Genomic DNA, 22,978 nt, shown 5'->3' on the forward strand with positions numbered 1-22,978 from the left:
ACCTAGCGTCGGGAAGCGTCGAGCACCGCCTGGGCGAATGCCGCCGGCGCCTCCTGCGGAATGTTGTGGCCGATGCCGCCGGTCAGGTCCCGGTGTTCGTACCTGCCGGTGAACTTGCTGCGATATGTACTCGGCTCGGGATGTGGTGCGCCATTGGCATCCCCTTCCATCGTGATGGTAGGCACGCCGATGGTAGGCGAGGTCGCCAGCCGCTTCTCAATGTCGTCGTACCGTGCTTCGCCTTCAGCAAGACCCTGCCGCCAGCGGTAGTTGTGAACGCTGATAGCCACGTGATCGGGATTCCGGAATGCGGCCGCACTGCGCTCGAAGGTGGCGTCATCGAACTTCCAGCGCGGCGACGCCAGCCGCCAGATCAGCCGTGTGAAGTCGTGCGTGTATTTCTGGTAGCCGTCGCGGCCACGATCGGTCGCAAGATAGAACTGATACCACCACTGGTATTCCGCATCCGGTGGTAACGGCATCCTGCCCGCCGCCTGGTTGCCGATCAGGTAGCCGCTGACCGCGACGAGTCCGGCGCAGCGCTCCGGCCACAGTGCGGCGATGATGTCGACCGTGCGCGCGCCCCAGTCGAACCCGGCGAGAACGGCCTTCTGGATATGCAGTGCGTCCATCAGCGCGACGATATCCAGCGCAACGGCAGCCGGCTGCCCGTTGCGGACGGTGTCCTTCGACAGGAAGGTCGTGGAACCATAGCCGCGCAGGTACGGAACGATCACTCGGTAGCCGCGCGATGCCACCAGCGGGGCGGCATCGACGAAGGCGTGGATGTCGTAGGGCCAGCCATGAAGCATGACCACGGCGGGGGCGTCGGGGGGGCCCACTTCGGCGTAGCCCACATTGAGTAGTCCGGCCTCGATCTGTCGGATCGAGGCGAAGGCCGTATTGGTGCGCGGCGTGGTTTTCGCCTGCCCGGTCTGGGCCATGGCGGAGGAGAGCGAGCCGATTTGCGCCGCGGTAAGCGTCAGGGCGGCGGTGGCCAGGAATCTTCTCCGAGGCCGATCGATATCGTTTGTCATTGTTGTCTCCTGCTGACGTCGGATGAATCCTGCTGCAACCTGATAGTAAATTTAGGGTTGCGGCAGTTATTTGCAAACCAGAAATTGGCTTGCAGGGGCGCAGAATTAAGAGCCCAGTGAAATGATTCATCCTTTACGTAGAGGCCGGATCGCCCAGCGGAATCCGGCGAAGGGACGCGGGCAGCCCGGTCGGGACAAAGCCAACGTGCTGAAGGGCGATATTGAGCAAGCACCAAGATCGACAAGGTGCATCTCGTGACCTACGCTACTGCTATCGGGCGCCTTACCAGTTGCTCGCGGCGAGCGATGATACGGCCATGGCTAAACGAATCATCGAAAAGGAGAGATGTCGTGGACACAAGAATATCGAAGCCGGGACCCAACCGGTCGCGCCGAACGCTGCTTTTGGGGGGCGTGGCAACCGCGGCCCTTCCCATGATTCAGCCGGTCCTGTCAGCCGCCGCGCCGTCCGATAGCGGGCAACCAGCCACGACGGATGCGATTCGCCCGTTCCGCGTACAGGTACCGCAAGCAGCTCTCACAGATCTGAAGCGCCGCCTTGCCGCCACGCGCTGGCCGAATGCGGAACCGGTCGGCGACCGGTCACAGGGCGTGCAGCTTGCGAAGCTTCAGCCGCTGGTGCGCTATTGGGAGAAGGGTTATGACTGGCGCAAGGCTGAGGCGAAACTCAATGCTCATCCGCAGTTTCTGACGAACATCGACGGGCTGGATATTCATTTCATCCACGTCCGCTCCCGTCATCCCGATGCGCTTCCGCTGATCATGACCCACGGATGGCCAGGTTCGGTCTTCGAGCTGCTGAATGTCATCGGCCCACTGACAGACCCGACGGCGCACGGCGGCTCGGCCAACGATGCGTTCCACCTCGTCATGCCATCGATCCCAGGCTTTGGCTTCTCCCAGAAGCCCACCGAAACGGGCTGGAACGCCGACCGCGTCGCGCGCGCGTGGGACGTCCTGATGAAGCGGCTTGGCTACACGCGCTATGCTGCGCAAGGCGGCGACTGGGGCGCCATCATCTGCGACTCGCTTGGCCGGCAGGCGCCCGCGGGGCTGCTGGGCATGCACGTCAACCGGGTAGAGCGCGCGACGACCTTGCCGCCGGAGGTCGCAAAGGTATTGATGAGCGGCGATCCCGCGCCCGCGGGTCTCACGGCCGAAGAACGGGAGATCTTTGATCAGGCCAGGGAGTTCCTCAACAAGGGATTCGGTTACGTGGCAATCATGCAAACGCGGCCACAAACCATCGGCTATGGCGAGGCCGATTCGCCGGTGGGTCTGGCAGCGTGGCTCTACGACAAGCAGGCTGACTGGGTATTTACCCGTGGTGACCCCGAGCGCGCGCTGGGACGTGATGCGATCCTCGACAACATTACGCTCTACTGGCTGACCAATACTGGGACGTCGAGCGGACGGATTTATTGGGAAGCCGCCGTGGCGCCGGCAAAACCGGGTCCCATCACGATCCCGGTAGCAGTGACCATCTTCCCTGGCGAGGTCTACCGGCCGCCGAAGAACTGGGTAGCACGCGCCTATCAGAACCTGGTCTACTACAACCGCGTGGACAAGGGCGGTCACTTCGCAGCATGGGAAGAGCCTGAACTGTTCAGTAGGGAAGTACGTTCCGGATTCCGATCGATGCGCTGAGCCGGAGCATTGAGCCGCCTGTCCGGACCGAAGGATTCAGACAGGCGTATTGGCAGTGACTCGGCCGGGCACCTACTCGACGCGAATGGAAGCTTTCGCGGCAACTGCACGCATTAACGGCAACTCTTTTGCGATACGCGCCTTGACTGCCGCTGGATCTTCGTACGTGGGAATCAAGCCCAGGCCGCTGATCTGGGCTTGTAGCGCTGGCGCGCGCGCCACCTCTGCAAGCGCGGCTGTGAGCTTCTGCTGTACGTCCGGTGCCGTGCCCTTCCTGACCAGCAATGCAATCCATGTTTCCAACGTGGCGCTGCCATACCCGAGTTCGGCGACGGTGGGAACGGACGGAAGCGACGGCAGCCGACTAGGGGAGAGCGTGGCAACGGCAGTAATCTTCCGGGCCGCGAGCAGTGGCCGCGCAGCCACGGCCGTGTCGAATGCGACCGGAATCTGGCCGCCCATCAGAGCAGTCAGGTTTGGTGCGCTGCCGTTGAAGGGGACATGGACCATATGGAGGCCGGCAGCCTGATTCAGCAACTCACCTGCGAAATGCGTTGGCGAGCCCAGTCCATATGTGCCGAAAGAAAACTTCTCCGGCATCGCCTTGGCCTGTGCGACAAGGTCCCTGAGGCTTTGTGGCCCGTCTTCCTTCCTAGTGACCACCACCATCGGCAGTATGCTCACCAGTCCTAACGGATCCAGCGCGACATTGGGATCGAAAGGCATCTTGCGTACGGCCGGGAAGTTGGTCAGCAGCGTGCTGCCCGTGAGCAAAAGAGTGTAGCCGTCCGCCGGGCTATTGGCCACAACAGATCCGGCCACGATCGAGCCGGCGCCTGGCTTGTTCTCGACCACGACGGGTTGTCCGAGCTTCTGTGCGAGTGAAGCCGACACGAGTCTGGCTACGCTATCGGCCGCCCCGCCGGGCGGGTAGCCCACCAGAAGTTTGATGGGATGGTTCGGATAGGTCTGCGCGCAGGCGGGGGCCGTGAGGATACACGCTGCGCCAGCCACCAGGGTTGCGAGGATGTGTTTCAAGATGTCTCCTTGAGTTGGTGCTCGGTGCGGCAGGGGGGCTGCAGCCGCTACCTTTTACAGGCTTACACGAGCTTCACCAGTTGCTTGCCGAGATTCTTGCCGTTGAGGAGCCCGATAAAGGCTTCCGGTGCACGATCCAAGCCATGCGCGATGCTCTCCCGGAATTTGAGCGTGCCCTGTGCCACGGCGTTGCTGAGCGCTTGCAATGCCTGCGGCCATGCGTCCGCGTGCTCGGAGACAATAAAGCCCTCCACCTTGAGGCGCGAGATCAGAATCTGATCAGCATGCCGCAGAGGTATCTGACCGTTGCCGAATCGCGATATCTGTCCGCAGACTGCAATGCGGCCAAAGGCGTTCATCCGGCGCAGCACGGCATCAAGAATCTCGCCGCCCACGTTGTCGAAGTAGCCGTCCACGCCATCGGGCGTGGCGTCGGCGAGCATGGCGTACAGCGCGTCACTGGTGCCGGCAGACTTGTAGTCGATGCACGCGTCGAAGCCGAGCGAATGGATGACGTAGTCGCACTTGTCCTTGCCGCCAGCAATGCCTATGACACGGCAACCCATGGCGCTCGCCAACTGACCCACCACGCTGCCCACGGCGCCAGAGGCCGCGCTGACCACCACGGTTTGGCCGGCCGCAGGCTGCAGAATACCGTTCAGGCCATACCAGGCCGTGATGCCCGGCATGCCCACGGCGCCAAGATAGGCCGACATTGGAATTCGGGTGGTATCAATCTTCTGCAGCGCATCGCCGCTCACTGCCCCTATTTCCTGCCAGCCGAGCAAACCAAGAACCGTGTCGCCCGTCGTATAGCGCGGATCTCTCGAAGCTATGACCTCACCAACGGTGCCACCGATCATGACCTCACCAAGCGGCTGCGGCGAAGCATACGATTTGTTGTCGTACATACGGCCGCGCATGTATGGATCGAGCGACAGAAAATGAACGCGTACCAGTACTTGCCCGTCTGCAATCTCGGGAACGGGCACTGTCTCGAGCCGGAAGTTGTCGAGCGTTACGACGCCGGTGGGACGCGACGCCAGCACAATGCGTTGATAGGTGATCATCTTAGAGCTCCAAAGAGTGGATAGCACTGCGTTTCCTTAGGGCCAGGAGCGCTTCCAGTTCTCCAAGCTCAAGTCCTTCTACCTTGTCGCGCAGGACCAGCCCCGCCGGCGTACACTCAAACGTTGCGACGTCGGTATAGATGCGCTTGACGCAGGCCGCTGCTGTGAGCGGATAGCTGCACCGGTCGACGATCTTGCTGTTACCGCGTTTGTCCAGAAGGTCCATCATGACCCAGGCCTGCTTGGCTCCTACGGCGAGATCCATGGCACCGCCAACGGCAGGAACTGCATCGGGGTCGCCTGTGTGCCAGTTGGCGAGGTCGCCGGTCGTGGAAACCTGGAAGGCGCCGAGGACGCAGATGTCCAGATGTCCGCCCCGCATCATTGCGAAGCTGTCGGCGTGATGAAAGAAGGCACCACCGGACAGCAGCGTGACAGCCTGCTTTCCGGCGTTGATCAGGTCAAAATCTTCGTTGCCGTCTGCGGGCGCCGGACCCATGCCCAGTATCCCGTTCTCGCTGTGGAGCACCACTTCGCGGCTGGCGGGGATATGGTTCGCAACCAGGGTGGGCATACCGATGCCGAGGTTCACTGTGGCGCCGTCGAAGATATCTTTGGCTACCAGGGCAGCGAGTTGATCTTTGGTTCGTCTCTGGTAAGTCATGACTTGGCTGCATCCTTCCTGAATCCGCTTGGCGCGGTAGGTACACGTGCGATTTTTACGAGGTGGTCAACGAAGACGCCGGGCGTAATGACGTGCTCCGGATCAAGTTCGCCAAGCTCGACGATGTCGTGAACGCTCGCCACCGTCAGCGTTGCGGCGGTGGCCATTACCGGACCAAAGTTGCGCGCGGCTTTCCTGTAGGTCAGGTTTCCCCAACGGTCTCCCTTCTCAGCCTTGACCAGCGCGAGATCGCCATGGATGGGAGATTCGAGAACATAGCCCTGTCCGTCGATCTCTCGGATTTCCTTGCCTTTTGCTAGCTCCGTGCCAAAGCCGGTGCGCGTAAAGAATGCGCCAATGCCAGCACCGGCAGCGCGAAGTCGTTCGGCCAGATTGCCCTGAGGCACCAGTTCAAGTTCCACCTTTCGGCTGCGGTAGAGTTCGTCGAACACATAGCTGTCCGCCTGGCGTGGAAAACTGCAGATGACCTTGCGTACCCGTCCGGCCTTGAGGAGTGCGGCTAATCCGATCTCTGCGCTTCCGGCGTTGTTGCTCACCATGGTCAGGTCTCTGGCGCCTTGCGCGATTAGGGCATCGATCAGCTCGTTTGGCACTCCCGCTCCGCCAAAGCCGCCAATCAGCACCGTTGCTCCGTCCTGGACGCGGGCTAGTGCCTGTACCGCGTCATCAATGACCTTGTTGATCATGGCGTAGTCCTCGGCCCGAAGCCCGAATATGGCTTCGGCGCAATCGCGGTGGGTGGTTGCAGGAAGCCCAACCGCACCGGGGGCAGTGCCGAGAACGTTTGCTCCAGGCTCACCGCGTCGTGGCCGTCTGCGAACATGCAGGCGCCTCCATCGTTGCGCAGCCAGGTCTGCGTGACGACGCCGTCCAGATAGAGACGACGAATGGTCTCGGATTCGGCCTCGCGTTCGGCAAGTGTTGGGAATTCGTTCGGTGTCGGTGAGGTGCGGGAAAGCACAACGAGAGACTGCATGTCGTATCCTCTGTATGCGAATCGGTTGTTGCAATTGAAAGGGGGTGCTGATGTCAGGCGGGCGAGTGGGGCGGACTTGTGGCTGGCAACAGCTCGCCGTCCGTCAGCAGCAATAGCCCGAGCGGTTTGTCGTGTCGGAGAGCTTGCGGCAGCAGCTCATCAGGAAAGCCCTGGTAGCGGACGGGGCGAAGAAAGCGTTCGATCGCGCTCATGCCCACCGACATGAAGCGACTGTCGGACGTGGCTGGAAAGGGGGTGCCGTGACTCGACGCGTAGGACACGGACCATTCGCTAATCAAGGGCATCGCGTTCACGGGATCGGAGGCCAGCAACATGGTGCTCTTCGCTATTGGACCGAGTCCGATCTTCTGCATGCGGTAATCCATGCGCCGCCATGGCTGCGGTTCGGGCTGAGCGGAATCGATTGTCGCCTGCAGAAAACGCCCCTGGCGTACAACGGTGGCGATCTGCCGGAACTGCGTGGCGGCCTTGGCCGCTTCCGCTTCGAGTCGTGTGGCTGGCAGTCCGGTTTCCAGTGCTGCACGGCGGGCCAATGCGGTGGCGTTGGCGTCGAGGCCATCTGCGATGTGTTCCAGAAACCAAGCACGGACCGCGAGGCTCGTGTTGTTGTAGCTGTCGAACGCTTCGTCGGCCAATTGCGCGGCGCGATCCACCTCTTCAATGTCGTCGAAGGCGAAGTCCGGAGCAAAATCGTGTTGTGTCGCCTGATGGAGCGCGCGCATCGCGCCCGCTGTGGCGCGCCTTTCGTGCGCGCCGATCAAGAGATTACCGGTCAGGTTCATGCTGCGATCTGCTACGAGGAGGCCGGAAGGGCGGCAGCCAGGTTGGCGGTCGTGAGGATTTCATGCGCGAACGTCTGCCCGGCGCTAACAGATATCCACAGGTTGTCGAGCAGGCCTACCTCGTCAGCAACGTCCCGAAGCGCTGCGAGCAGCTTGCCGCGGTGTGAAAGGAAGTCGTTATAGGGATCCACCAGCAGAAGGCCAGTGCGCTCCACCTGATAGACGGAATCAGTCATTCAGTACTCCAGTTGGAAACATGTGCGACCGGGGCGCTTATCGCAGTGGCGTGGGACCGCAGGACCGGGAACGCCCGATCTCTCGCGAGCTGACCCGTCGCATTATAACTATGAAAATCATAGCGTCAAGAGCCACAAGCCTTGCAGGGTGATTGGCCAGCAACAGCGCTACCCGCCCAATTGTGCTACTATGAAATCGGAAGTGACTAAGGGAGCAGCGTTGTGATACGTGCGATGGACGAAAATGCAGGGACGGTGTGCCCTGTTGCACGTTCGGTTGACGTGGTGGGCGACAAGTGGACAATTCTCGTGTTGCGAGAGTTGTATATGGGCGCTACGCGGTTCGAAGAAATTCAGATGCAGACCGAGGCCACGCCCCAGATGCTGACCTCGCGCTTAAAGGCACTGGAAGCCGACGGCATGGTCGAGCGCCACCCATATAGCGAGAAGCCCTTGCGCCACGAATATCGCTTGACAGAAAAAGGGGCGGCCTTCTACCCCGTGATCTACGCGCTCAGGGCTTGGGGTGAGACCTGGTGCAAGGACGAGGACGAGGACGTGGCGATGCATTTCACGCATCGAACATGCGGCCATGATGTCGGACTGGCCAACGTTTGCCCGCACTGTGGTGTACCAGTCGAGCGCAAGGATTTGATCGCTTCTGTGGGGGAGCACTTCGCGGCGGAGCGCGAAAGCCGACGGGCAGCCTTCCGGCGAAGATGATTGATCGTTGCCGATTCCAATCCGAATTCGGTTGCCAAACACATTCCCCGAAGCAACCGGTGGTTAAGTCTCAGGCTTGAAATGCTTCACTAAATAGTCCCTTACGGTGCTCAGCACCTCTGCGGACAGTGCCGGGTCGTTGACCGCCCGCGCCAGGTTGAGGGCACCGACCATCGCGCTGAAAGCGACGATCGCTTCCGCCTGGGTGCTTGCGCCCACCAGTTCCGCAATATGGGCGAGGCTGGTGCGGAGTTGGTCAGTGTAGAGGGCGCGTGCGTCATCCGGGGCGCGGCTCATGTCGCTGGCCAATGCCCCGAGTGCGCAACCCTGTCCGGGTGCATCGCGGTGTCTATTGCTTAGATACGACTCCACCAGCGCAGGAAAGGTGTCTGCCTTTCGAGCCCGACGTCCGGTGCCGGAATTCTCCAATGCAGCGCCCACAGCTTGTGCAACCAGGTCGTCTCGCGACTCGAAATGCTTGTAAAAGCCGCCATGGGTCAGGCCCGCCTCTTTCATTAGGTTGGCGATGCTGAGGCCGTCAACGCCCAGCTCGCGGAACCGCCGTGCCGCGAGCTGCACGATTCGCTCATGATTTTGCTGCTTTTGCGTCTGGGAATGACCCATGTCGGATCAGCCTGGTCTGGCCAGGGCGGGGGAAGCCGAAGGAAGCTTGAATGATATCAGCCGGCCTCCTGCCGGAGGACCGCTACCAGTGCTCGCGGAAGGGGCGAAGCTCCACATTGAATGATCAGGCACTCTTCGGCTGGTGAATTACATGCCAGACTTCGTCAGCAATATCGGCTGGCCGGATAAAGAAGTCGTCCGGCGCGTCCGGGTATTTCTTGCGCATCCAGGCCAAGTCGATCACTGCATCAATCAAGACATAGGCTACATGCCCCCCTTGTTTGCCCAGTTCCCGGGCCATGGATTCGGCGAGGATGCGTTGTGCAGCCTTGGTCGGCGCGAAGGCCGCGAACTGGCTCTTGCCGCGCAGTGCCGAAGTATTCCCGGTGGCCACGATGGCACCGTGTCCGGCTTCCACCATCGCAGGGGCGAGGCGGCGGGCCAGATGGAGGAAGGCCATGACGTTGGTGCGGAAGTTTGCTTCCAGGGTCTCCGGATCGATCTCAGGGAAATTGCCGAAGGCGCCTCCGACCGCATTGTGTACCAGCACCTGGGGAGGGCCCAGTTCGGCGTGGACGCGGGGCCAGCACCGCATCGAGCTGTGATTCGTTGGTGACGGGCAGCGTAGGCATGACTGCCATGCAATTCCCGTGCGATTTGCGCCAGTCGCTCGGCGCTGCGGGCAATCATGGCGACCTGATAGCCACCGGCGACCAGACGGCGAACCAGGGCGGTGCCGGTGCCGGGGCCGACGCCGGCTGATTCTGGATGCTATTTGAAATCCAGTATGTCAATAATCATCCTGAAACTGTGGGCGGATGGCCCTGTGCCCCCGCCCCCCGCCCCCGCACCGGCCTCGCGCTATAGATTGCCCACTGTGCGTCTTCCTCGCGAAGCCCCTTTGTACAAGTCTGTATCAAGCTGGTGCGACGACACGCAGCCTGACAAAAATGGTCCGTACGCGCTACAGCGTCGATACGTTGGTGTTCTTAAATGGGTTCCGTGGCCGACGGAGAACTACGAAACAAGGTTCCCAGTCCGCGTAATCTCAACTCCCTTTTTAAGGAGCCCGATCATGACTACCAACATTGCCAAGCGTTTTGTCTTTGCTATCGCCCTGTTTGCCGCGGCAGCGGGCGCGCAAGCCGCATCGTCGAGCATCGGCGCGCGAGACCCGTACACCGACGGTGCTCGCGCCGTGCAGGATGCACGTGACCCCTACAGCGAAGGCGCGCGTTCCGTACAGGAGACGCGCAGCCCATACAGCGATGGCGCACGCACTTTCGACCCGTACACGGACGGTGCGCGCAACGTCGATCCCTATCTCGACGGCGCCTACGCCTGACGCGCTCCGCGGCCTGGCAGGCTGCCCAAGCGTAGATGTCCGGTCAGCGACGTACCGTGAAAGGGCGGTTCAGAAGCTCTGAGGTGTGTTGACCCACAAGACTAGTGCTTCAATGCTGCCGGTATTTCGATAGGCATGAGGAAGGTGCGAGAGGAAGAAGAAGGAGTCGCCTTTGCCCACCGTCGTCGTTTGATCGCCGACGGTGAGCTCCAACTCCCCCTGAAGTACATAGCCCATTTCTTCTCCCTGGTGCTCAAGAAAGCCCTGAGACGAGGTTCCCGCCGGGACATGATGAATATTGGCTTCCAAAAGCGCGCACAGGTGGTTGGGGACCAATGTTTCCAGCGATACCCCATCTCCAGCCCGTAGATGTTCCGTCCGCAATACTTGGCGCTGACCGTCTTTCATCACCGTCACGGGTCCCTCCGCGGTGCCGTCTTCAGCAAAGAGCTTGGCCACACTGATTCCCAGCGTTACGGCGATTTTGTGAAGCATTGGGATGGAGGGCCGGACTTTACTGTTCTCGAGTTTTGAGAGGAAGCTTTCCGTGCATCCGACCTTCTCTGACAACTGACGCAAGCTCAGCTTGCGATTCAGCCTCGCATGCTTAAGCCGGGTACCAATGACGATTTCCTGATTAAATCCCTTGTTTTCCATAATAAATAAAGCCAGACATGGGTCCGTGCAAGGATCCATTCCATCAGAAACCTGTATGGATGATTCGCGGATCAAGCGCGATTGCAGTGCCGAAAAATCGATGGTCGTCGTATTCCAACGGGTCAGTATCCATCGGAATGTGCAGCCATGCAAACAGGCCGCATGTAACGACGCTTGGCAAGCGTCTCCTGCTTGGTCGAATTGTGGCATTCCGCAGCGCACGCTCATCGGCATCGATTGTGGCTGATACGAGTCAGCGTGCTGCGCTGCCGAGCTCTGATGGCGCAGCCACGCCCAGCGGCGTTGACCAGTCGCGGATCGATCGGCAATGAGTATATCGCCCATGTTTCCAAGGTTCGAAAAAGTGGCATCGACGCCATTTGACCTTGCCTCAAGGACCCCGGTCCTCACCGGCAGAAAGAATCCTGTGTTGACCCAGTCACGATTTCCATCCTGTCGAATGACAGGTTGATTCTTTATAGTCAAGTTACTTGACTTAAGGCCATGAGCCAGCCAAACTGGTCATCACGAAACAATCGAAGGCCCGCCGTCACCGTGAAAACCGACAATTCCATCGCCACAGCCCAGCCCCTCATCAACGCATCCAGGCTTGCCGAGCGCCATCGGACCATGGCCAAAATCGGCGCTACCGCCAAAGGTGGCGTCAACCGCCAGGCACTGACGCCCGAAGACACTAGGGGGCGGCAATTGCTCCTGGAGTGGGCTGGAAAGCGGGGCTATACCGCTGCCATCGATCCCGTTGGCAATCTGTTCATCCGTCGGCCAGGTGCCCGTCCCGAGCTCAGCCCTGTCATGACGGGATCTCATCTCGATTCCCAGCCCACTGGTGGAAGGTTCGATGGCGTATACGGTGTGCTGGCCGGGTTTGAAGTTCTGGAAACGCTCGACGATTACGCTGTGGTGACCGAGCGCCCCATGGAACTCGTTGTCTGGATGAATGAAGAGGGCTCAAGATTTCCGCCGCCAACGATGGGCTCGGCGGTTGCGTCAGGCGCAATGCCGCTTGAGCGGGCGCTGGCTACGCTGGACAGGAACGGCGTCACGATTGGCGACGCGCTGGCAGTGCAAATTGAGCAACTGCCTCAGTTGCAAAGGCGGCCGCTGGGCGTGAAAGGTCATGCATACATCGAGGCACACATTGAGCAGGGCCCGCTCCTCGAAGCCGAGAATTGCGATATTGGTATCGTCACGGGGATTCAGGGGTTGCATGCATACCAGGTCGAAGTTCGGGGGGCGGAAGCCCACGCCGGCACCACGCCCATGCGACACCGGAAGGACGCGTTGGTGGCCGCGACCACCCTGATAGCGCGGATCCGGAGTGAAATTGCAGACCCCGCGGATATTCTGCGCTTTACCGTTGGTCGGTTCGAAGTTGCGCCCGGCGCGTCCAGCACTGTGCCTGGAAAGGTCACCTTCATCATTGACCTCAGGCACCCCGATCCAGGCCACCTCCTTCTGACGGGCGAAAGGATTCTCCAGCTCTGTTCAGGTGAAGTCGAGCATTGTTCCGTCTCCGCAAAGATATTGCTGCAGTCGACACCTGTGATATTTAACGACCAGGTTGTGGCGATGGTCCAAAAAGCGGCGGAACGTCGACAATTCAGGCACATGCGCATGATCTCCGGTGCCACTCATGATGCTAAATACATGGCCGAGAACACCCCTACGGCGATGATTTTTGTGCCCAGCGAGAAAGGCATTAGCCACAATGAGGCCGAAAATACTCGGGACGAAGATCTGGCTGCAGGCACTCAGGTGCTTTGCGATGCAATGCTCGCCGTCATCTCAGCTATGGAATAAAAGTATAGCCCCTTAACAGTTCAGGCCTGAGTAACGGCTTGCCGTGGAAACAAGGCGAGAGGAGATAATTTTGTCAGTAACGATTCAAGAATCAGCGACCGACGGGAGGCTAGCTTCCGTCTATCGGAAGGTGAATTTTAAGCTTCTGCCGCTTCTTTTTGTCGGCTTCATGTTTGCGTACCTCGACAGAATCAATGTCGGTTTCGCAAAATTACAGATGCAGAATGACCTGGCACTCTCCGACGCGGCTTATGGAGTTGGCGCTGGGATCTTCTTTATCGGTTACGTCCTATTCGAACTTCCAAGTAATCTGTTGCTGCCAAAGGTGGGGGCTCGCGCCACCTTCAGCCGAATCATGGTGCTGTGGGGAATTGCATCGATATGCATGCTGTTTGTGAAAAGCGTTCCCGTCTTTTATGTGCTGCGCTTCCTTCTGGGAGTTTTTGAGGCAGGATTCGCGCCGGGAGTATTGTTTTTCCTGTCGCGCTGGTATGGACCGTCGCGCATTGCTGGTGCGATATCGATTGTCTGGCTCGCGGGCCCTGTCAGCGGCATCCTGGGCGGTCCGCTTTCCACCTGGATCATGACGTCCTTTGCCGGGGTTGGCAATCTCTCCGGCTGGCAATGGATGTTCCTGCTCGAAGGCGCCCCGTGCGTGGTCCTTGGGGTTGTCGCGTTCTTCTTCCTGCCGGATGGGCCGGCCACCGCCAGTTGGCTGAATCCGGAGGAAAAGCACCTGCTGCGGGGACAATTGGGCGAGGCCGACGGAAAGCATGGTTCCTTCCGCGCCGTCGCGAAGGATCCGAAGGTCTACATTCTCGCACTGGCCTACCTCTGCATCATATCGCCAATATATGCCCTCAGCTTCTGGCTGCCGACGATCCTCAATCAGGAGGGCATCACCAGTACTCAACAGCTTGGCTGGTATGCGGCCATTCCCTACGTCGCAGCGGCACTGGCCATTTTTTACGGTGGCCGCAGTTCTGACAAACTTGGCGAAAGACGTTATCACATTGCCTTGCCCGTGCTCGTTGCCGGCATTTCCATCGTTGCCTGGGTATGCAGCGGTGGCCTTCTTGCAACAATCGTTTGTTTCACGCTCGCCACAGGCATGATGTGGATGGCTAATATCGTATTCTGGGCCGTTCCGTCTGAATACATCAAGGGAGATGCAAGGGCGGGAGCCATTGCACTGATCAATACCATTGGTCTTTCTGGCGGGTTCTGGGGGCCAAGCATAATTGGATGGTCGAAGAGCCTGACAGGAAGCATCCATACTGGCTTTCTCATCATGGTGACGATGCTTTTCATATCCGGAATCACGATTATGTTCCTTCGATTGAATCAGAAGAATTCCGTTGAATCCGCATCGCATAGTCGGGTCTCGATTCCGGCAGGGGCAAGAAGAGCAGATTGATCCTGTGGCACCGATGGTTGTATAGCCAAGCTTCGTGGAGCGCTCTGCTGTATTCAGTATTTCGTCGTCAATTATTACTTTCGCCTAACTTATGAATCCGGCCGAATACACGTCTTTTGATGGCGTGGGTTTGCATCATCTGATTTCGAGCGGGCAGGTCAGCGCCGTGGAAGTGGCATCCGCCGCGATGAACGCCCTCGAGGCTGTGAATCCGAAGATCAATGCGGTGGTCGAGCATTGGCCTGCGGAGGCGTACCCGACGGTTTCGGGGGAACGGGAGCATCGACCGCTTGCAGGCGTGCCTTTCCTCATCAAGGACCTGGGCGTGGCGATGAAGGGCCGGCGAAGCGAAATGGGCAGCCGCCTGGGCGAAGGGTTTGTTGCGCCGGCCGACTCGAATCTGATGGGCAGTTTCCGTAAGGCCGGCCTCGTCACGCTCGGTCGTACTGCGATGCCGGAGCTTGCGGTGAGCACAACCACCGAGGCGAGAGTGTGCGGGCCGACCCGGAATCCTTGGAACCTCGATCGCGGTGCCGGTGGCTCTAGCGGTGGGGCCGCCGCAGCCGTCGCAGCCGGCATTGTTCCGCTTGCTCACGCTACTGACGGCGGCGGATCCATCCGCGTTCCAGCATCCTGTAACGGCTTGTTCGGCATGAAGCCGACGCGAGGGCGCGTGTCCAACGGTCCCGCTGTGGACGAGGTGTGGAACGGACTTGGGGTGAGCTTTGCCGTGAGCCGTTCGTTGCGTGACAGTGCCGCGCTGCTTGATGCCGTGAATGGCGGTGGCATTGGCGAGCCGTACTATATTGCCCCACCAGCCAACAGCTATCTATGGGAAATCCAGCAAAGTCCCGGCAGACTCAGAATTGGCTTCATGCCAAATCCACCGGATTCTGGGCGGACTGCACCGGTCGTAGCGGATGCCACCTTGGCAGTCGCCCAGTGTCTCGAAACGTTGGGCCACCACGTAGAGGAAAAGGCACTGGATCTCGGGGTTAGCTGGGAGAGCTTCATCCATGCCAACGCACAAATCTGGACCTCGAATGCTGCCCTGAGGCTCAACGTACTGTCGTCAGCTACAGGGCGGCCCATCACGGCGGAGATTCTTGAGCCTGCGACATTCGCGGTCTACGAATATGGGTGCCGCGTCACAGCCACGGACTTGCTGGCCGCGCTCCAGGTGAGAAATGCCGTTTCGCGGGCAGTGGGGCGCTTTTTCCAGGACTATGACATCATCCTGAGCCCGACGCTACCTGAGCTTCCGCCTCTGATTGGCGAGTACAACAAGGACGAGGGAAGCGTGGATGGTCTTGGCTGGATTGCGCACGTATTCCGGCAGTCGCCCTTTACCGCGTGGTCCAATGTGACAGGGTTGCCGGCGATGTCGGTTCCATTATCGTTCGACGGCGAAACAGGACTGCCAATTGGTGCGCAATTTGGCGCGGGTTTCGGGCGGGAGGACATTCTGTTGCGGTTGGCGGCCCAACTGGAAGCGGCCATGCCGTGGCACGCGCGCCGGCCGCCTGTGTGGGCTGGATCCAGCTCCAGGGACTAGTTCTCTGTCGACGCGGCGGAAGCCGGCATACTCCTCAAGGGGCGTCGTGTGTCCTGGGCTAGCCGAAGGTAAAGGCATAGGCCTGCGCACCGGGGTCCAGGAAGCGGATCTCGAAGGTGTGCTCGCCGACCTCGCCAGCCTGGCGCACCAATTGGTAGAGCCGTGTCTGCGTGACAGCGCCATTGCCGCCTGCATCTGTGTCCGCGCCGTGGCTGTCGCCAGGGGGTCTGCCGTCGACTGTGACGAGGAAGCGCACCGCCCGCCCGTCGGCCGCGGGACCCAGAACCAGGTGCAGGTCGCGCGCATGAAAACGGTAGGTGATGCTGCCATCGGCGTGATCGAGCGTGGCATGCTGCGCGCCGATAGTCCATTGACCGGACAGGCCCCACTGGTTGAGGTGGAGCCTGCCAACCGTATATTTGCGCGGAGCGTCCTGCCGCATGCCGCCTGGCGAGGCGAAATTGGTCGCCTGTCCGTAGCCGATGTATGTTTCACCGGAGCGGATGTTGTTCAGGTCCGGCGCAGCCTGCGCGCCTTCCGCTTGGGGGACGACCACGTCCGGCGCCATCGGCGGCTTGCCAGCCTCCACCAGCAGCAACTGGATTACGCGCTCAGACTTGGCGTAGTCACCCTCGCCGAACTGGTGATGGCGGATGTTGCCACGGGCATCAACAAAGTATGCAGCCGGCCAGTAGCTATTTTCGAACGTGCGCCAGATCCGGTAATTGCTGTCGACTGCGACGGGGAAGCCGATGCGGAAACTCGAAACGGCGCGCCGGACGTTCTCCGGAGACTTCTCGAAAGCGAACTCCGGCGTATGTACACCAACTATCGTCAGGCCCTGGTCCTTATATTTATCCGCCCAGGCCCGCAGGTAAGGGAGGGTGCGGATGCAATTGATGCAGGAGTAGGTCCAGAAGTACACCAGCGTGACCTTGCCCTGTAGTTGCTCACGTGTCAGCGGCGGGGAGTTGATCCATTGCACTGCACCATCGAGCGCGGGCATGCGGCGTTCTACGGGCAGGCGGCCTGCGAAGCCCACCGCCGAGTCATTGGCGGCCACCAGCATCTCTGCGCCGCGGTGGGTATCATCGTTCGCCGCCTGCGGTGTGAGCCGCTCCTTGTGCAAGGCATCGACTAGCGCCTGCTCGATCCGCGCCGGGCCACTTGCGGACAAGCGAGCCAGCAGGCCGGTGTCGGCCCCGAGTCCAATTGCCAGCACGCCGCCGATCACCCCTGCCCCAAGGCCGCGACGCAGCCATTCACCGGCTCCCATCGATTGCTTCATGGATGCGAGGACGCGTCCGCCGAGGCCGAGCGCGGCCGCCAGCGAAGTGGCCGCTCCGGCGGCATAGGCCGCGAGTGACAGGGAAGCCGATACGCTCGTGCCCTGCAGCGCTGCGCCCGTCAGAACAAGGCCGAGAATCGGGCCCGCGCAAGGCGCCCACAGCATACCGGTGGCAATGCCAAGCAACAGCGAACTCCATGGCGAAGCCGGCGCGGACGGCGGCGACGCGGCTAAAGCGCTGCCGGCTAGCCGGTTGCCGAGCGCTACCACAGGCCGCGCCAGCGTGCTTGCCACTTTTGGCAGTAGCAGGGACAGCCCGAACAGTGCCAGCAGCAAGAGGGCGGCCAGGCGCCCATATTCATTGGCGCGGACCGCCCATACTCCGCCAGTCGAGGCCAGCGTAGCGACCGCGGCAAAGGTCAGTGCCATGCCGACCAGCATCGGCAGCTTGCCGCGCAGGAACGGCTGGCCGGCGCGGCTGAGGACAAAAGGTAGGACGGGCAGGATGCATGGGCTCAGGATGGTCAATGCGCCCCCGAGGTAGGCGAGTATCAACAGGCTCATGATCGCTGTCCTTTGGCTAAGGCTTGGCTTGCCCTAGATATGTACAGGCCCGCTACTGCCGACGTGCCAGCCTCCACCAGGCAGCTCAGTGTCCAACGACAGGTAGCCGGTCGGAACAGCACGCGAATTGCCCTGGGGCAACTGCGACGCAAGCCATAGCGATGGGTGGATAGTTTCAGGGGCGACAGTGAGCATGGGAAGCTCCTGCACGTCAGGATACTTTATGTTTGGAGGGCTATCCACCTTAGCTCAAGTCATGCCAAAACGCGCGGACGGGCTGTCTTTTATGTCATATGAAGGTGATCTCAGAGGAGTGATCAGATCAGGGGGATGTAGGTTGATCCGCAATCGAGACACGATCGCGCAAAGTACATCACGGGGCACATCGTACAAATGCGCACGCTTCCAAATGCTCGACGGCTGCGGCTAAACTCGTGGTTCAACTCGGCCGCGCCTGTGATCATGCATCATCACCCAGACGAAGCTGGACCAGACAAGTCTGACGGAGCCGCGGACGGGGGAGGCGCCCCTTTGCCGGCAAGGAATCTGCAGGCAAGTTCGATACTGTTTTCGTTTTCTATCCGATCGGCGCAAAGCCGAAATACGCGACTGGCGTCACAGCAAGTGCACCGGCCGATGAGCATGTCCTCGCAGTCATGGAGTCAGTTCAGTCTCGTGTATTTGCTAAGTTCCAGGCTTCGGTAAAGCGCCGCTGAGCGCCGCGAGCAACTGAAGTTGCCAAGTGCCCGGAAGCGCGAATGCCTGCGCAAACCAACGGCGTCACGAGCGGCGGCCTCTGCTAGTCGATCCTGCAGTTGTCGTAGACGGCAGTGCCATGACCTGCCGTCTAGCCATCCGTTTTACGCGGTGTGGCGATAGCGAGCGGCTGCGTGCTTTTGCATCAGGTTCGGCAGCATCGAAGCCCGAGCAGCATCGTACTGCTGCCATTGCGTCAGGTCCGGTAGCGGCGGAATTGTCACCGTTTCGCGCTTGTCGAATCCGACCAGTGCCGCGTCGACGAGCTCGTCGACGTCCATCATGCCTTCGATCGTGTTCACGTCCCGCCCAGCATGCTGCCAGATTTCGGTGCGCGTCCCGGACGGCAAAACCGCCTGCACGTATACGCCTTTCGGGCCAAGTTCCAGATGCAAGCCTTGGGAAAGGAAAAGCACAAAGGCCTTCGTAGCGCCGTACACAGTCATGCCGAGCTCGGGTGCGAGGCTGACCACCGATCCAATATTGATAATTGCGCCTTGCCCGGTGCGTGCAAAGCGCGGTGCCACCGCGTTCGCGAGCCTGGCGAGCGCTGTGACGTTCAGTCCGATGAGTCGCGTCACGTCGTCGCTGCCTTGTTCGATAAACGTGCCTGGCAACGCGGTGCCGGCATTGTTGACCAGGATTCCGAGGTTCGGGTCGTCGCGCAGACGCGTCTCGATCCTCGAGACATCGGCGAGATCATTCAGGTCGGCCTTGATGACTTCGATTTCCACACTTGTCTCGGCGTGCAATCGTCCTGCAATCGCCTGCATTCGCTCTGCATCTCGCGCGACCATCACGATGGGGTGACCCCGACGTGCAAAACGATCTGCGTACACTGCGCCGATACCAGTCGATGCGCCCGTGATCAAAACTGTTGGTTTATGCTGCATGATGTTGCCTCTTCGATAGGATTGTCGAGGAAAAACAGGGCTGCCCCCTTTTATTGGACAGCCTTCTTGAGAATTAGCGCAGCGATTGGAAAGCCGCGCGAAGCTCCTCTGCAAAGAGCTGCGGCTGTTCCCAGGCAGCGAAATGGCCGCCCTTGTCGGCTTCGTGGAAATAAATCATGTTGCGATAGGCGCGTCGGGCCCAGGTCTCGGGCGGACGATAGACATCCTCCGGAAATACCGTGACAGCTACCGGTAGCGAGATGTCTGCAGTCTTCTGCGCGGCCGCTATCAAGGGGCTTCGTCCCATGTTTTCCCAGTAGAGGCGCCCTGCGGATGCTGCACTGTTCGTCAAGAGTAGGGCTAAGGAGTTGGTTGGGGACGCGTGCATTGCCTCCGCAATCGACTCGATCGGCGGCAAAGCTGTGAATGATCTTGTCGACCTCCTTTCTCCTGAAGGGGAATTGGTCATCTTCGGATCGCTGACTGGATTGCCACTCGAACTCAATGGCAGCCAACTGCTTTTCAAGGAGTTGAATATGCGCGGCTTCTGGGCAAGCCGCCTGACGCAACGCATGACTGCGGGCGAGCGTGCCAGGCTGTACAGCGAGGTGCTGGGTCTTGCAGCATTGGGCGACCTTGTGCTGCCAATCGGTGCCATCTTCGGTTTCGAGGACATCGAAGCGGCAATGGCCGCTCATCAGGCTCCGGGCCGTGGTGGCAAAATTCTGCTCAGACCTTAAGCAACCTGCAAATCGCTGGGAAGCGGAGCGCACGATCAAATCCTTTGGAGGTTTAGGCATATGCCCCGTCGTAGTACGGGTTCACGCTATGCTCCGGCGTTGCCGATACGCCCGTGTGGTCCAGGCCTGCCAAGGTGTGGCCCCCATCGGTGAACGGGTCGACATTACGCGCGCCGTTGGTGAAGGGATCGACACTGCGAGCGCCATCGCTAAACGGGCTGCGCGGCGCGAGGGTGGCGACAGTGTGGCCACCATCGGTGAATGGGTCGACATTACGCGCGCCGTCGGTGAAGGGATCAACACTGCGAGCGCCATCGCTAAACGGGCTGCGCGGCGCGAGGGTGGCGACAGTGTGGCCACCATCGGTGAATGGGTCGACATTACGCGCGCCGTCGGTGAAGGGATCAACACTGCGAGCGCCATCGCTAAACGGGCTGCGCGGCGCGAGGGTGGCGACAGTGTGGCCCCCATCGGTGAACGGGTCGACATTACGCGCGCCGTTGGTGAAGGGATCGACGCTGCGAGCGCCATCGCTGTACGGGCTGCGCGGTTCCTGCACCGAGCGTGCACCGTCGTTATACGGGCCACGCGCGTCAAGCACGGAATGGGCGCCCTCGGTGTAAGGGTCGCGCCCGCCCGCAACGGCAGCCTGGGCGCCAGCAGCGGCAGCTACCAGTGCAACGGCGAACACAAAACGCTTGGCGATATTGGCAGTCATGATCGATCTCCTGGGGGTTGGACGTCAGCGCAGCCGGGAATCGCATCGTTGCTGTTCACCGCCGGGCTACGGAATACATTTAAGGAGACCGATGTATCGCGCTCTTAGCGGGGAATAGGCCTTTCTGTCGGGATACGTATCGTGGCGGCTGGCTGATACATGCGCGTACAAAGATCGTACGGCAGCCGAGTCCTGCCGCTCACACGCCATGCGATGCATGTACGCGACGCATGCCATTCAATTGCGTTTGTGGCAAATGAAGCACACGCGGTGCAGCAAATGTGAAGAGGGAGGGGGAGGGGTTAGTTGGCGGACTGGGCGAGCCTGACTACCGCCACCAAGCCCCCGCCATCACGGCTGTGTAGCGCAAGCGAGCCGCCGATGGCAGTTGCAAGCTGCTGGGCAATCGCCAGCCCAAGCCCGGTACCGCCGGTATCCCGGTTGCGCGAATTCTCAAGCCGGACAAACGGCTGCAGTACCGCGTCGAGCTTGTCTTCCGGAATGCCAGGGCCTCGATCGAGCACTTCGACAGTTGTCGATCAGGTTGGTTAGGACCCGGCGCAACGCATGAGGACGTGTCACGATGGCGCCGCTGACGCTCTGCAGGACTGTCACAGCCTTGCCGGTATCCTGATAGTCGTATGCCAGGCTTTCGATGAACGAACCGATATCGATGCGCGACGGCTTCTCGCCGTCGCCATGGGCGGTGCGCGCATATGCCAGGCCTTCGCGCACAAGCGTTTCAGTTTCAATTTCCGCGAGGTCGTGCACGAGCTTGCGTTTCTCGTCAGAGTCCTCGGCCATCTCGGCGCGCAGCTTCATGCGCGTGATGGGCGTCTGCAGGTCGTGAGAGATGGCAGCCAGGATCTGCACGCGTTCCTGGACGAACCGGGCGATGCGCTGGCGCATAGCATTAAATGCGCGGGCGGCGCGCGCCAGTTCGGTCGTCGGCCCGGCTTCGTCGAGCGGCGGTGCATCCACATTCGGGTTGAGTGCGTCGGCGGCTTCTGCCAGCGCAATCAAAGGGCGGATCGACAAACGCACCGCAAACCAGCAGCAGAGGACCAGCAGCAGCAACTGGAGCGCCAGAACATAAGGCAACCACTGGGCGATGGGTAGCATGCGCGGATGGACATCAATGGTCAGCGGGTTGCCGTCGCTCAGAGTCAGATGTGCTTGCAGTTGCTTGCCGCCGCCGGGGACTGTCTCCACCCGGACCGGAAAGCGGCCGGCACTCGCCTCGGTGATCCGCGCGGCGATGTCCTTGCCGCGCTGCGTCATCTCGGGCACGCCTGGCGAGCCCGGGCCCAGTATGTACGCATAGTTGCCACGGTTTAGGCGTGGCAGCCACTCCGCCCGCTCGGCCGCCGGCAGGCGGTCCAGGATGGCGATGGCGGTGGAGACGTCGTTTTCCAGCGTGTCAAGCATGACTCCACGCGCGGTCATGTACCGTTCGGAAAACAGCACCGCAAACGACAGCGCATACGCGACGATCAGGCCGGCAAGCAGGACCAGGAAGAGCCGCGATCCCAGCGACCGGGGCCAGGGTAAGGCGCGCGCGTTCACTGACGCTCCTCCTTGATCTCCACGGGCTTGGAGAATACATAACCCTCGCTGCGCACGGTCTTGATATAGGCCGGATCGCGCGCGTCATCATTGAGGCGCTGGCGCAGGCGGCTGACCAACAAATCGACCGACCGCTCGAACATATCCGCTTCGCGGCCCTGCGTGAGGCTGAGCAACTGGTCGCGATTGAACACCCGCATCGGGTGGTCGACGAATACTCGCAACAGGCGGTATTCGGCACCGCTGAGCGCGACAATGGTGCCTTCCCGATCAACCAGGTGCCGCGCGATGGTGTCGAGCTGCCAGTCGCCGAACGCCAGCATCTGTCCGGCCTCGGAGATCTGCAGGTTGGGCGGCAGCATCCGAGTGCGGCGCAGCACGGCCTTGATGCGCGCTAGCAACTCCCGCGCTGCGAAAGGCTTGGCCAGATAATCGTCGGCGCCCATTTCAAGACCGAGGATGCGGTCGGTCTCGTCGTCGCGCGCGGTGAGCATCAGTATCGGCGTTGCTTTGTGCTTGCCGGCGCGCAGTTCGCGACACAGTACCAGGCCATCATCGCCGGGGAGCATCACATCGAGTACGATCAAGTCGACCGTGTTGGCCGCCAGAAAAGATCGCATATGCCTGCCATCCGGCGACACGGTCACACGCAGGCCGTTCTTGGTGAGGTAGGTTGAAACCAGTTCCCGAATTTCCCGGTCATCATCGACGATCAGGATATGGTCGACTTGGGTATCCATTGGTGTCACCTCGGCACAATTGAACAAGAGCGGCCATTTGCCGCTTCTACGGTGTGAC

23 protein-coding genes and 2 pseudogenes are annotated in these 22,978 nt (G+C 60.7%); 8 read left to right on the forward strand and 17 right to left on the reverse strand.

Features of this window, described 5'->3' with window-relative positions:
- Positions 1-2: 2 nt before the first annotated feature.
- Positions 3-1,037 (reverse strand): alpha/beta fold hydrolase, encoded by a 1,035-nt coding sequence (locus tag AC3FNH_RS19685; protein ID WP_488721267.1) that lies wholly within the window; start codon positions 1,035-1,037, stop codon positions 3-5.
- Between the two features lie 435 nt (positions 1,038-1,472).
- On the opposite strand from AC3FNH_RS19685, the gene AC3FNH_RS19690 reads away from it, so the two are divergent.
- Positions 1,473-2,705, forward strand: coding sequence for an epoxide hydrolase family protein (locus tag AC3FNH_RS19690; protein WP_488721268.1), 1,233 nt, complete (start codon positions 1,473-1,475; stop codon positions 2,703-2,705).
- Positions 2,706-2,777: 72 nt separating this feature from the next.
- Here AC3FNH_RS19690 and AC3FNH_RS19695 read toward each other — a convergent pair whose 3' ends face one another.
- From AC3FNH_RS19695 to AC3FNH_RS19725, 7 genes are all read right to left on the reverse strand, one after another.
- A complete protein-coding gene (locus tag AC3FNH_RS19695; RefSeq protein ID WP_488721269.1) occupies positions 2,778-3,743 on the reverse strand; it encodes a Bug family tripartite tricarboxylate transporter substrate binding protein in 966 nt (321 codons plus the stop codon).
- Positions 3,744-3,805: 62 nt separating this feature from the next.
- Entirely contained in the window at positions 3,806-4,813 is a 1,008-nt protein-coding gene (locus AC3FNH_RS19700; protein WP_488721270.1) for an NADP-dependent oxidoreductase, read from the reverse strand.
- Position 4,814: 1 nt separating this feature from the next.
- Positions 4,815-5,477, reverse strand: coding sequence for a 3-oxoacid CoA-transferase subunit B (locus tag AC3FNH_RS19705; protein ID WP_488721271.1), 663 nt, complete (start codon positions 5,475-5,477; stop codon positions 4,815-4,817).
- A complete protein-coding gene (locus AC3FNH_RS19710) occupies positions 5,474-6,184 on the reverse strand; it encodes a 3-oxoacid CoA-transferase subunit A (RefSeq protein WP_488721272.1) in 711 nt (236 codons plus the stop codon). Before AC3FNH_RS19710 ends, AC3FNH_RS19705 begins: the two co-directional genes overlap by 4 nt.
- Positions 6,181-6,474 (reverse strand): hypothetical protein, encoded by a 294-nt coding sequence (locus tag AC3FNH_RS19715; RefSeq protein WP_488721273.1) that lies wholly within the window; start codon positions 6,472-6,474, stop codon positions 6,181-6,183. Before AC3FNH_RS19715 ends, AC3FNH_RS19710 begins: the two co-directional genes overlap by 4 nt.
- A gap of 53 nt (positions 6,475-6,527) precedes the next feature.
- On the reverse strand, positions 6,528-7,277 hold the full coding sequence (locus AC3FNH_RS19720) for an aldehyde dehydrogenase family protein (RefSeq protein WP_488721274.1): 750 nt from the start codon (positions 7,275-7,277) through the stop codon (positions 6,528-6,530).
- A gap of 11 nt (positions 7,278-7,288) precedes the next feature.
- A complete protein-coding gene (locus AC3FNH_RS19725; protein WP_488721275.1) occupies positions 7,289-7,513 on the reverse strand; it encodes a hypothetical protein in 225 nt (74 codons plus the stop codon).
- Positions 7,514-7,747: 234 nt separating this feature from the next.
- Here AC3FNH_RS19725 and AC3FNH_RS19730 point away from each other — a divergent pair, with 234 nt between their 5' ends.
- Positions 7,748-8,236: a winged helix-turn-helix transcriptional regulator gene (locus tag AC3FNH_RS19730; protein ID WP_488721276.1), complete on the forward strand. Its 489-nt coding sequence runs from the start codon at positions 7,748-7,750 to the stop codon at positions 8,234-8,236.
- Between the two features lie 63 nt (positions 8,237-8,299).
- Here the strand turns inward: AC3FNH_RS19730 and AC3FNH_RS19735 are convergent, their stop codons facing one another.
- Together AC3FNH_RS19735 and AC3FNH_RS19740 are read right to left on the reverse strand one after the other, a co-directional pair.
- A complete protein-coding gene (locus AC3FNH_RS19735) occupies positions 8,300-8,860 on the reverse strand; it encodes a TetR/AcrR family transcriptional regulator (RefSeq protein WP_488721277.1) in 561 nt (186 codons plus the stop codon).
- Between the two features lie 124 nt (positions 8,861-8,984).
- Entirely contained in the window at positions 8,985-9,410 is a 426-nt protein-coding gene (locus AC3FNH_RS19740; RefSeq protein ID WP_488721278.1) for an SDR family NAD(P)-dependent oxidoreductase, read from the reverse strand.
- Positions 9,411-9,490: 80 nt separating this feature from the next.
- Here AC3FNH_RS19740 and AC3FNH_RS19745 point away from each other — a divergent pair, with 80 nt between their 5' ends.
- Both AC3FNH_RS19745 and AC3FNH_RS19750 read left to right on the forward strand, forming a co-directional pair.
- The gene (locus AC3FNH_RS19745) at positions 9,491-9,622 is read left to right on the forward strand and encodes a hypothetical protein (RefSeq protein ID WP_488721279.1); all 132 of its coding nucleotides are present in this window, start codon (positions 9,491-9,493) and stop codon (positions 9,620-9,622) included.
- 313 nt (positions 9,623-9,935) lie between these two features.
- Positions 9,936-10,196, forward strand: a pseudogene (locus tag AC3FNH_RS19750) (hydroxyquinol 1,2-dioxygenase); the annotation flags it as partial.
- A gap of 78 nt (positions 10,197-10,274) precedes the next feature.
- Here AC3FNH_RS19750 and AC3FNH_RS19755 read toward each other — a convergent pair.
- Positions 10,275-11,207, reverse strand: coding sequence for a cupin domain-containing protein (locus AC3FNH_RS19755; RefSeq protein ID WP_488721280.1), 933 nt, complete (start codon positions 11,205-11,207; stop codon positions 10,275-10,277).
- A gap of 210 nt (positions 11,208-11,417) precedes the next feature.
- Between AC3FNH_RS19755 and AC3FNH_RS19760 the strand changes: the two genes are divergently transcribed.
- The 3 genes from AC3FNH_RS19760 (at position 11,418) to AC3FNH_RS19770 (ending at position 15,655) form a co-directional block, all read left to right on the forward strand.
- Positions 11,418-12,683: a M20 family metallo-hydrolase gene (locus tag AC3FNH_RS19760; protein ID WP_488721281.1), complete on the forward strand. Its 1,266-nt coding sequence runs from the start codon at positions 11,418-11,420 to the stop codon at positions 12,681-12,683.
- A gap of 70 nt (positions 12,684-12,753) precedes the next feature.
- On the forward strand, positions 12,754-14,100 hold the full coding sequence (locus tag AC3FNH_RS19765; protein ID WP_488721282.1) for an MFS transporter: 1,347 nt from the start codon (positions 12,754-12,756) through the stop codon (positions 14,098-14,100).
- 91 nt (positions 14,101-14,191) lie between these two features.
- Positions 14,192-15,655 (forward strand): amidase, encoded by a 1,464-nt coding sequence (locus AC3FNH_RS19770; RefSeq protein WP_488721283.1) that lies wholly within the window; start codon positions 14,192-14,194, stop codon positions 15,653-15,655.
- 58 nt (positions 15,656-15,713) lie between these two features.
- On the opposite strand, the gene AC3FNH_RS19775 is transcribed toward AC3FNH_RS19770, so the two are convergent.
- The 3 genes from AC3FNH_RS19775 to AC3FNH_RS19785 all read right to left on the reverse strand — a co-directional run bounded on the left by AC3FNH_RS19775 (position 15,714) and on the right by AC3FNH_RS19785 (position 19,463).
- Positions 15,714-17,507, reverse strand: a complete 1,794-nt coding sequence (locus AC3FNH_RS19775) for a cytochrome c biogenesis protein DipZ (protein WP_488721284.1) — start codon at positions 17,505-17,507, stop codon at positions 15,714-15,716.
- 860 nt (positions 17,508-18,367) lie between these two features.
- A complete protein-coding gene (locus AC3FNH_RS19780) occupies positions 18,368-19,156 on the reverse strand; it encodes an SDR family NAD(P)-dependent oxidoreductase (RefSeq protein WP_488721285.1) in 789 nt (262 codons plus the stop codon).
- A gap of 73 nt (positions 19,157-19,229) precedes the next feature.
- The gene (locus AC3FNH_RS19785) at positions 19,230-19,463 is read right to left on the reverse strand and encodes an alpha/beta fold hydrolase (protein WP_488721286.1); all 234 of its coding nucleotides are present in this window, start codon (positions 19,461-19,463) and stop codon (positions 19,230-19,232) included.
- 34 nt (positions 19,464-19,497) lie between these two features.
- On the opposite strand from AC3FNH_RS19785, the gene AC3FNH_RS19790 reads away from it, so the two are divergent.
- Entirely contained in the window at positions 19,498-19,896 is a 399-nt protein-coding gene (locus tag AC3FNH_RS19790) for a zinc-binding dehydrogenase (protein ID WP_488721310.1), read from the forward strand.
- 52 nt (positions 19,897-19,948) lie between these two features.
- Here the strand turns inward: AC3FNH_RS19790 and AC3FNH_RS19795 are convergent, their stop codons facing one another.
- The 3 genes and pseudogenes from AC3FNH_RS19795 to AC3FNH_RS19805 all read right to left on the reverse strand — a co-directional run bounded on the left by AC3FNH_RS19795 (position 19,949) and on the right by AC3FNH_RS19805 (position 22,920).
- Positions 19,949-20,614, reverse strand: a complete 666-nt coding sequence (locus AC3FNH_RS19795) for a copper resistance protein CopQ (RefSeq protein WP_488721287.1) — start codon at positions 20,612-20,614, stop codon at positions 19,949-19,951.
- Between the two features lie 302 nt (positions 20,615-20,916).
- Positions 20,917-22,180, reverse strand: a pseudogene (locus AC3FNH_RS19800) (ATP-binding protein).
- A complete protein-coding gene (locus AC3FNH_RS19805) occupies positions 22,177-22,920 on the reverse strand; it encodes a response regulator (RefSeq protein ID WP_488721288.1) in 744 nt (247 codons plus the stop codon). Before AC3FNH_RS19805 ends, AC3FNH_RS19800 begins: the two are co-directional and overlap by 4 nt.
- Between the last annotated feature and the right edge of the window lie 58 nt (positions 22,921-22,978).

The organism is Cupriavidus sp. 22TCCZM01-5, assembly GCF_057798915.1.

What these genes read in the sequence shown, in the direction of transcription:
- AC3FNH_RS19775 (WP_488721284.1), bottom strand. Translation starts at nt 17,507, where the DNA reads ATGAGCCTGTTGATACTCGCCTACCTCGGGGGCGCATTGACCATCCTG.
- AC3FNH_RS19745 (WP_488721279.1), top strand. Translation starts at nt 9,491, where the DNA reads ATGACTGCCATGCAATTCCCGTGCGATTTGCGCCAGTCGCTCGGCGCT.
- AC3FNH_RS19705 (WP_488721271.1), bottom strand. Translation starts at nt 5,477, where the DNA reads ATGACTTACCAGAGACGAACCAAAGATCAACTCGCTGCCCTGGTAGCC.
- AC3FNH_RS19725 (WP_488721275.1), bottom strand. Translation starts at nt 7,513, where the DNA reads ATGACTGATTCCGTCTATCAGGTGGAGCGCACTGGCCTTCTGCTGGTG.
- AC3FNH_RS19715 (WP_488721273.1), bottom strand. Translation starts at nt 6,474, where the DNA reads ATGCAGTCTCTCGTTGTGCTTTCCCGCACCTCACCGACACCGAACGAA.
- AC3FNH_RS19690 (WP_488721268.1), top strand. Translation starts at nt 1,473, where the DNA reads ATGATTCAGCCGGTCCTGTCAGCCGCCGCGCCGTCCGATAGCGGGCAA.
- AC3FNH_RS19805 (WP_488721288.1), bottom strand. Translation starts at nt 22,920, where the DNA reads ATGGATACCCAAGTCGACCATATCCTGATCGTCGATGATGACCGGGAA.
- AC3FNH_RS19700 (WP_488721270.1), bottom strand. Translation starts at nt 4,813, where the DNA reads ATGATCACCTATCAACGCATTGTGCTGGCGTCGCGTCCCACCGGCGTC.
- AC3FNH_RS19785 (WP_488721286.1), bottom strand. Translation starts at nt 19,463, where the DNA reads ATGGGACGAAGCCCCTTGATAGCGGCCGCGCAGAAGACTGCAGACATC.
- AC3FNH_RS19795 (WP_488721287.1), bottom strand. Translation starts at nt 20,614, where the DNA reads ATGACTGCCAATATCGCCAAGCGTTTTGTGTTCGCCGTTGCACTGGTA.
- AC3FNH_RS19720 (WP_488721274.1), bottom strand. Translation starts at nt 7,277, where the DNA reads ATGAACCTGACCGGTAATCTCTTGATCGGCGCGCACGAAAGGCGCGCC.
- AC3FNH_RS19755 (WP_488721280.1), bottom strand. Translation starts at nt 11,207, where the DNA reads ATGGGCGATATACTCATTGCCGATCGATCCGCGACTGGTCAACGCCGC.
- AC3FNH_RS19730 (WP_488721276.1), top strand. Translation starts at nt 7,748, where the DNA reads ATGGACGAAAATGCAGGGACGGTGTGCCCTGTTGCACGTTCGGTTGAC.
- AC3FNH_RS19780 (WP_488721285.1), bottom strand. Translation starts at nt 19,156, where the DNA reads ATGCAGCATAAACCAACAGTTTTGATCACGGGCGCATCGACTGGTATC.
- AC3FNH_RS19735 (WP_488721277.1), bottom strand. Translation starts at nt 8,860, where the DNA reads ATGGGTCATTCCCAGACGCAAAAGCAGCAAAATCATGAGCGAATCGTG.
- AC3FNH_RS19710 (WP_488721272.1), bottom strand. Translation starts at nt 6,184, where the DNA reads ATGATCAACAAGGTCATTGATGACGCGGTACAGGCACTAGCCCGCGTC.
- AC3FNH_RS19685 (WP_488721267.1), bottom strand. Translation starts at nt 1,037, where the DNA reads ATGACAAACGATATCGATCGGCCTCGGAGAAGATTCCTGGCCACCGCC.
- AC3FNH_RS19770 (WP_488721283.1), top strand. Translation starts at nt 14,192, where the DNA reads ATGAATCCGGCCGAATACACGTCTTTTGATGGCGTGGGTTTGCATCAT.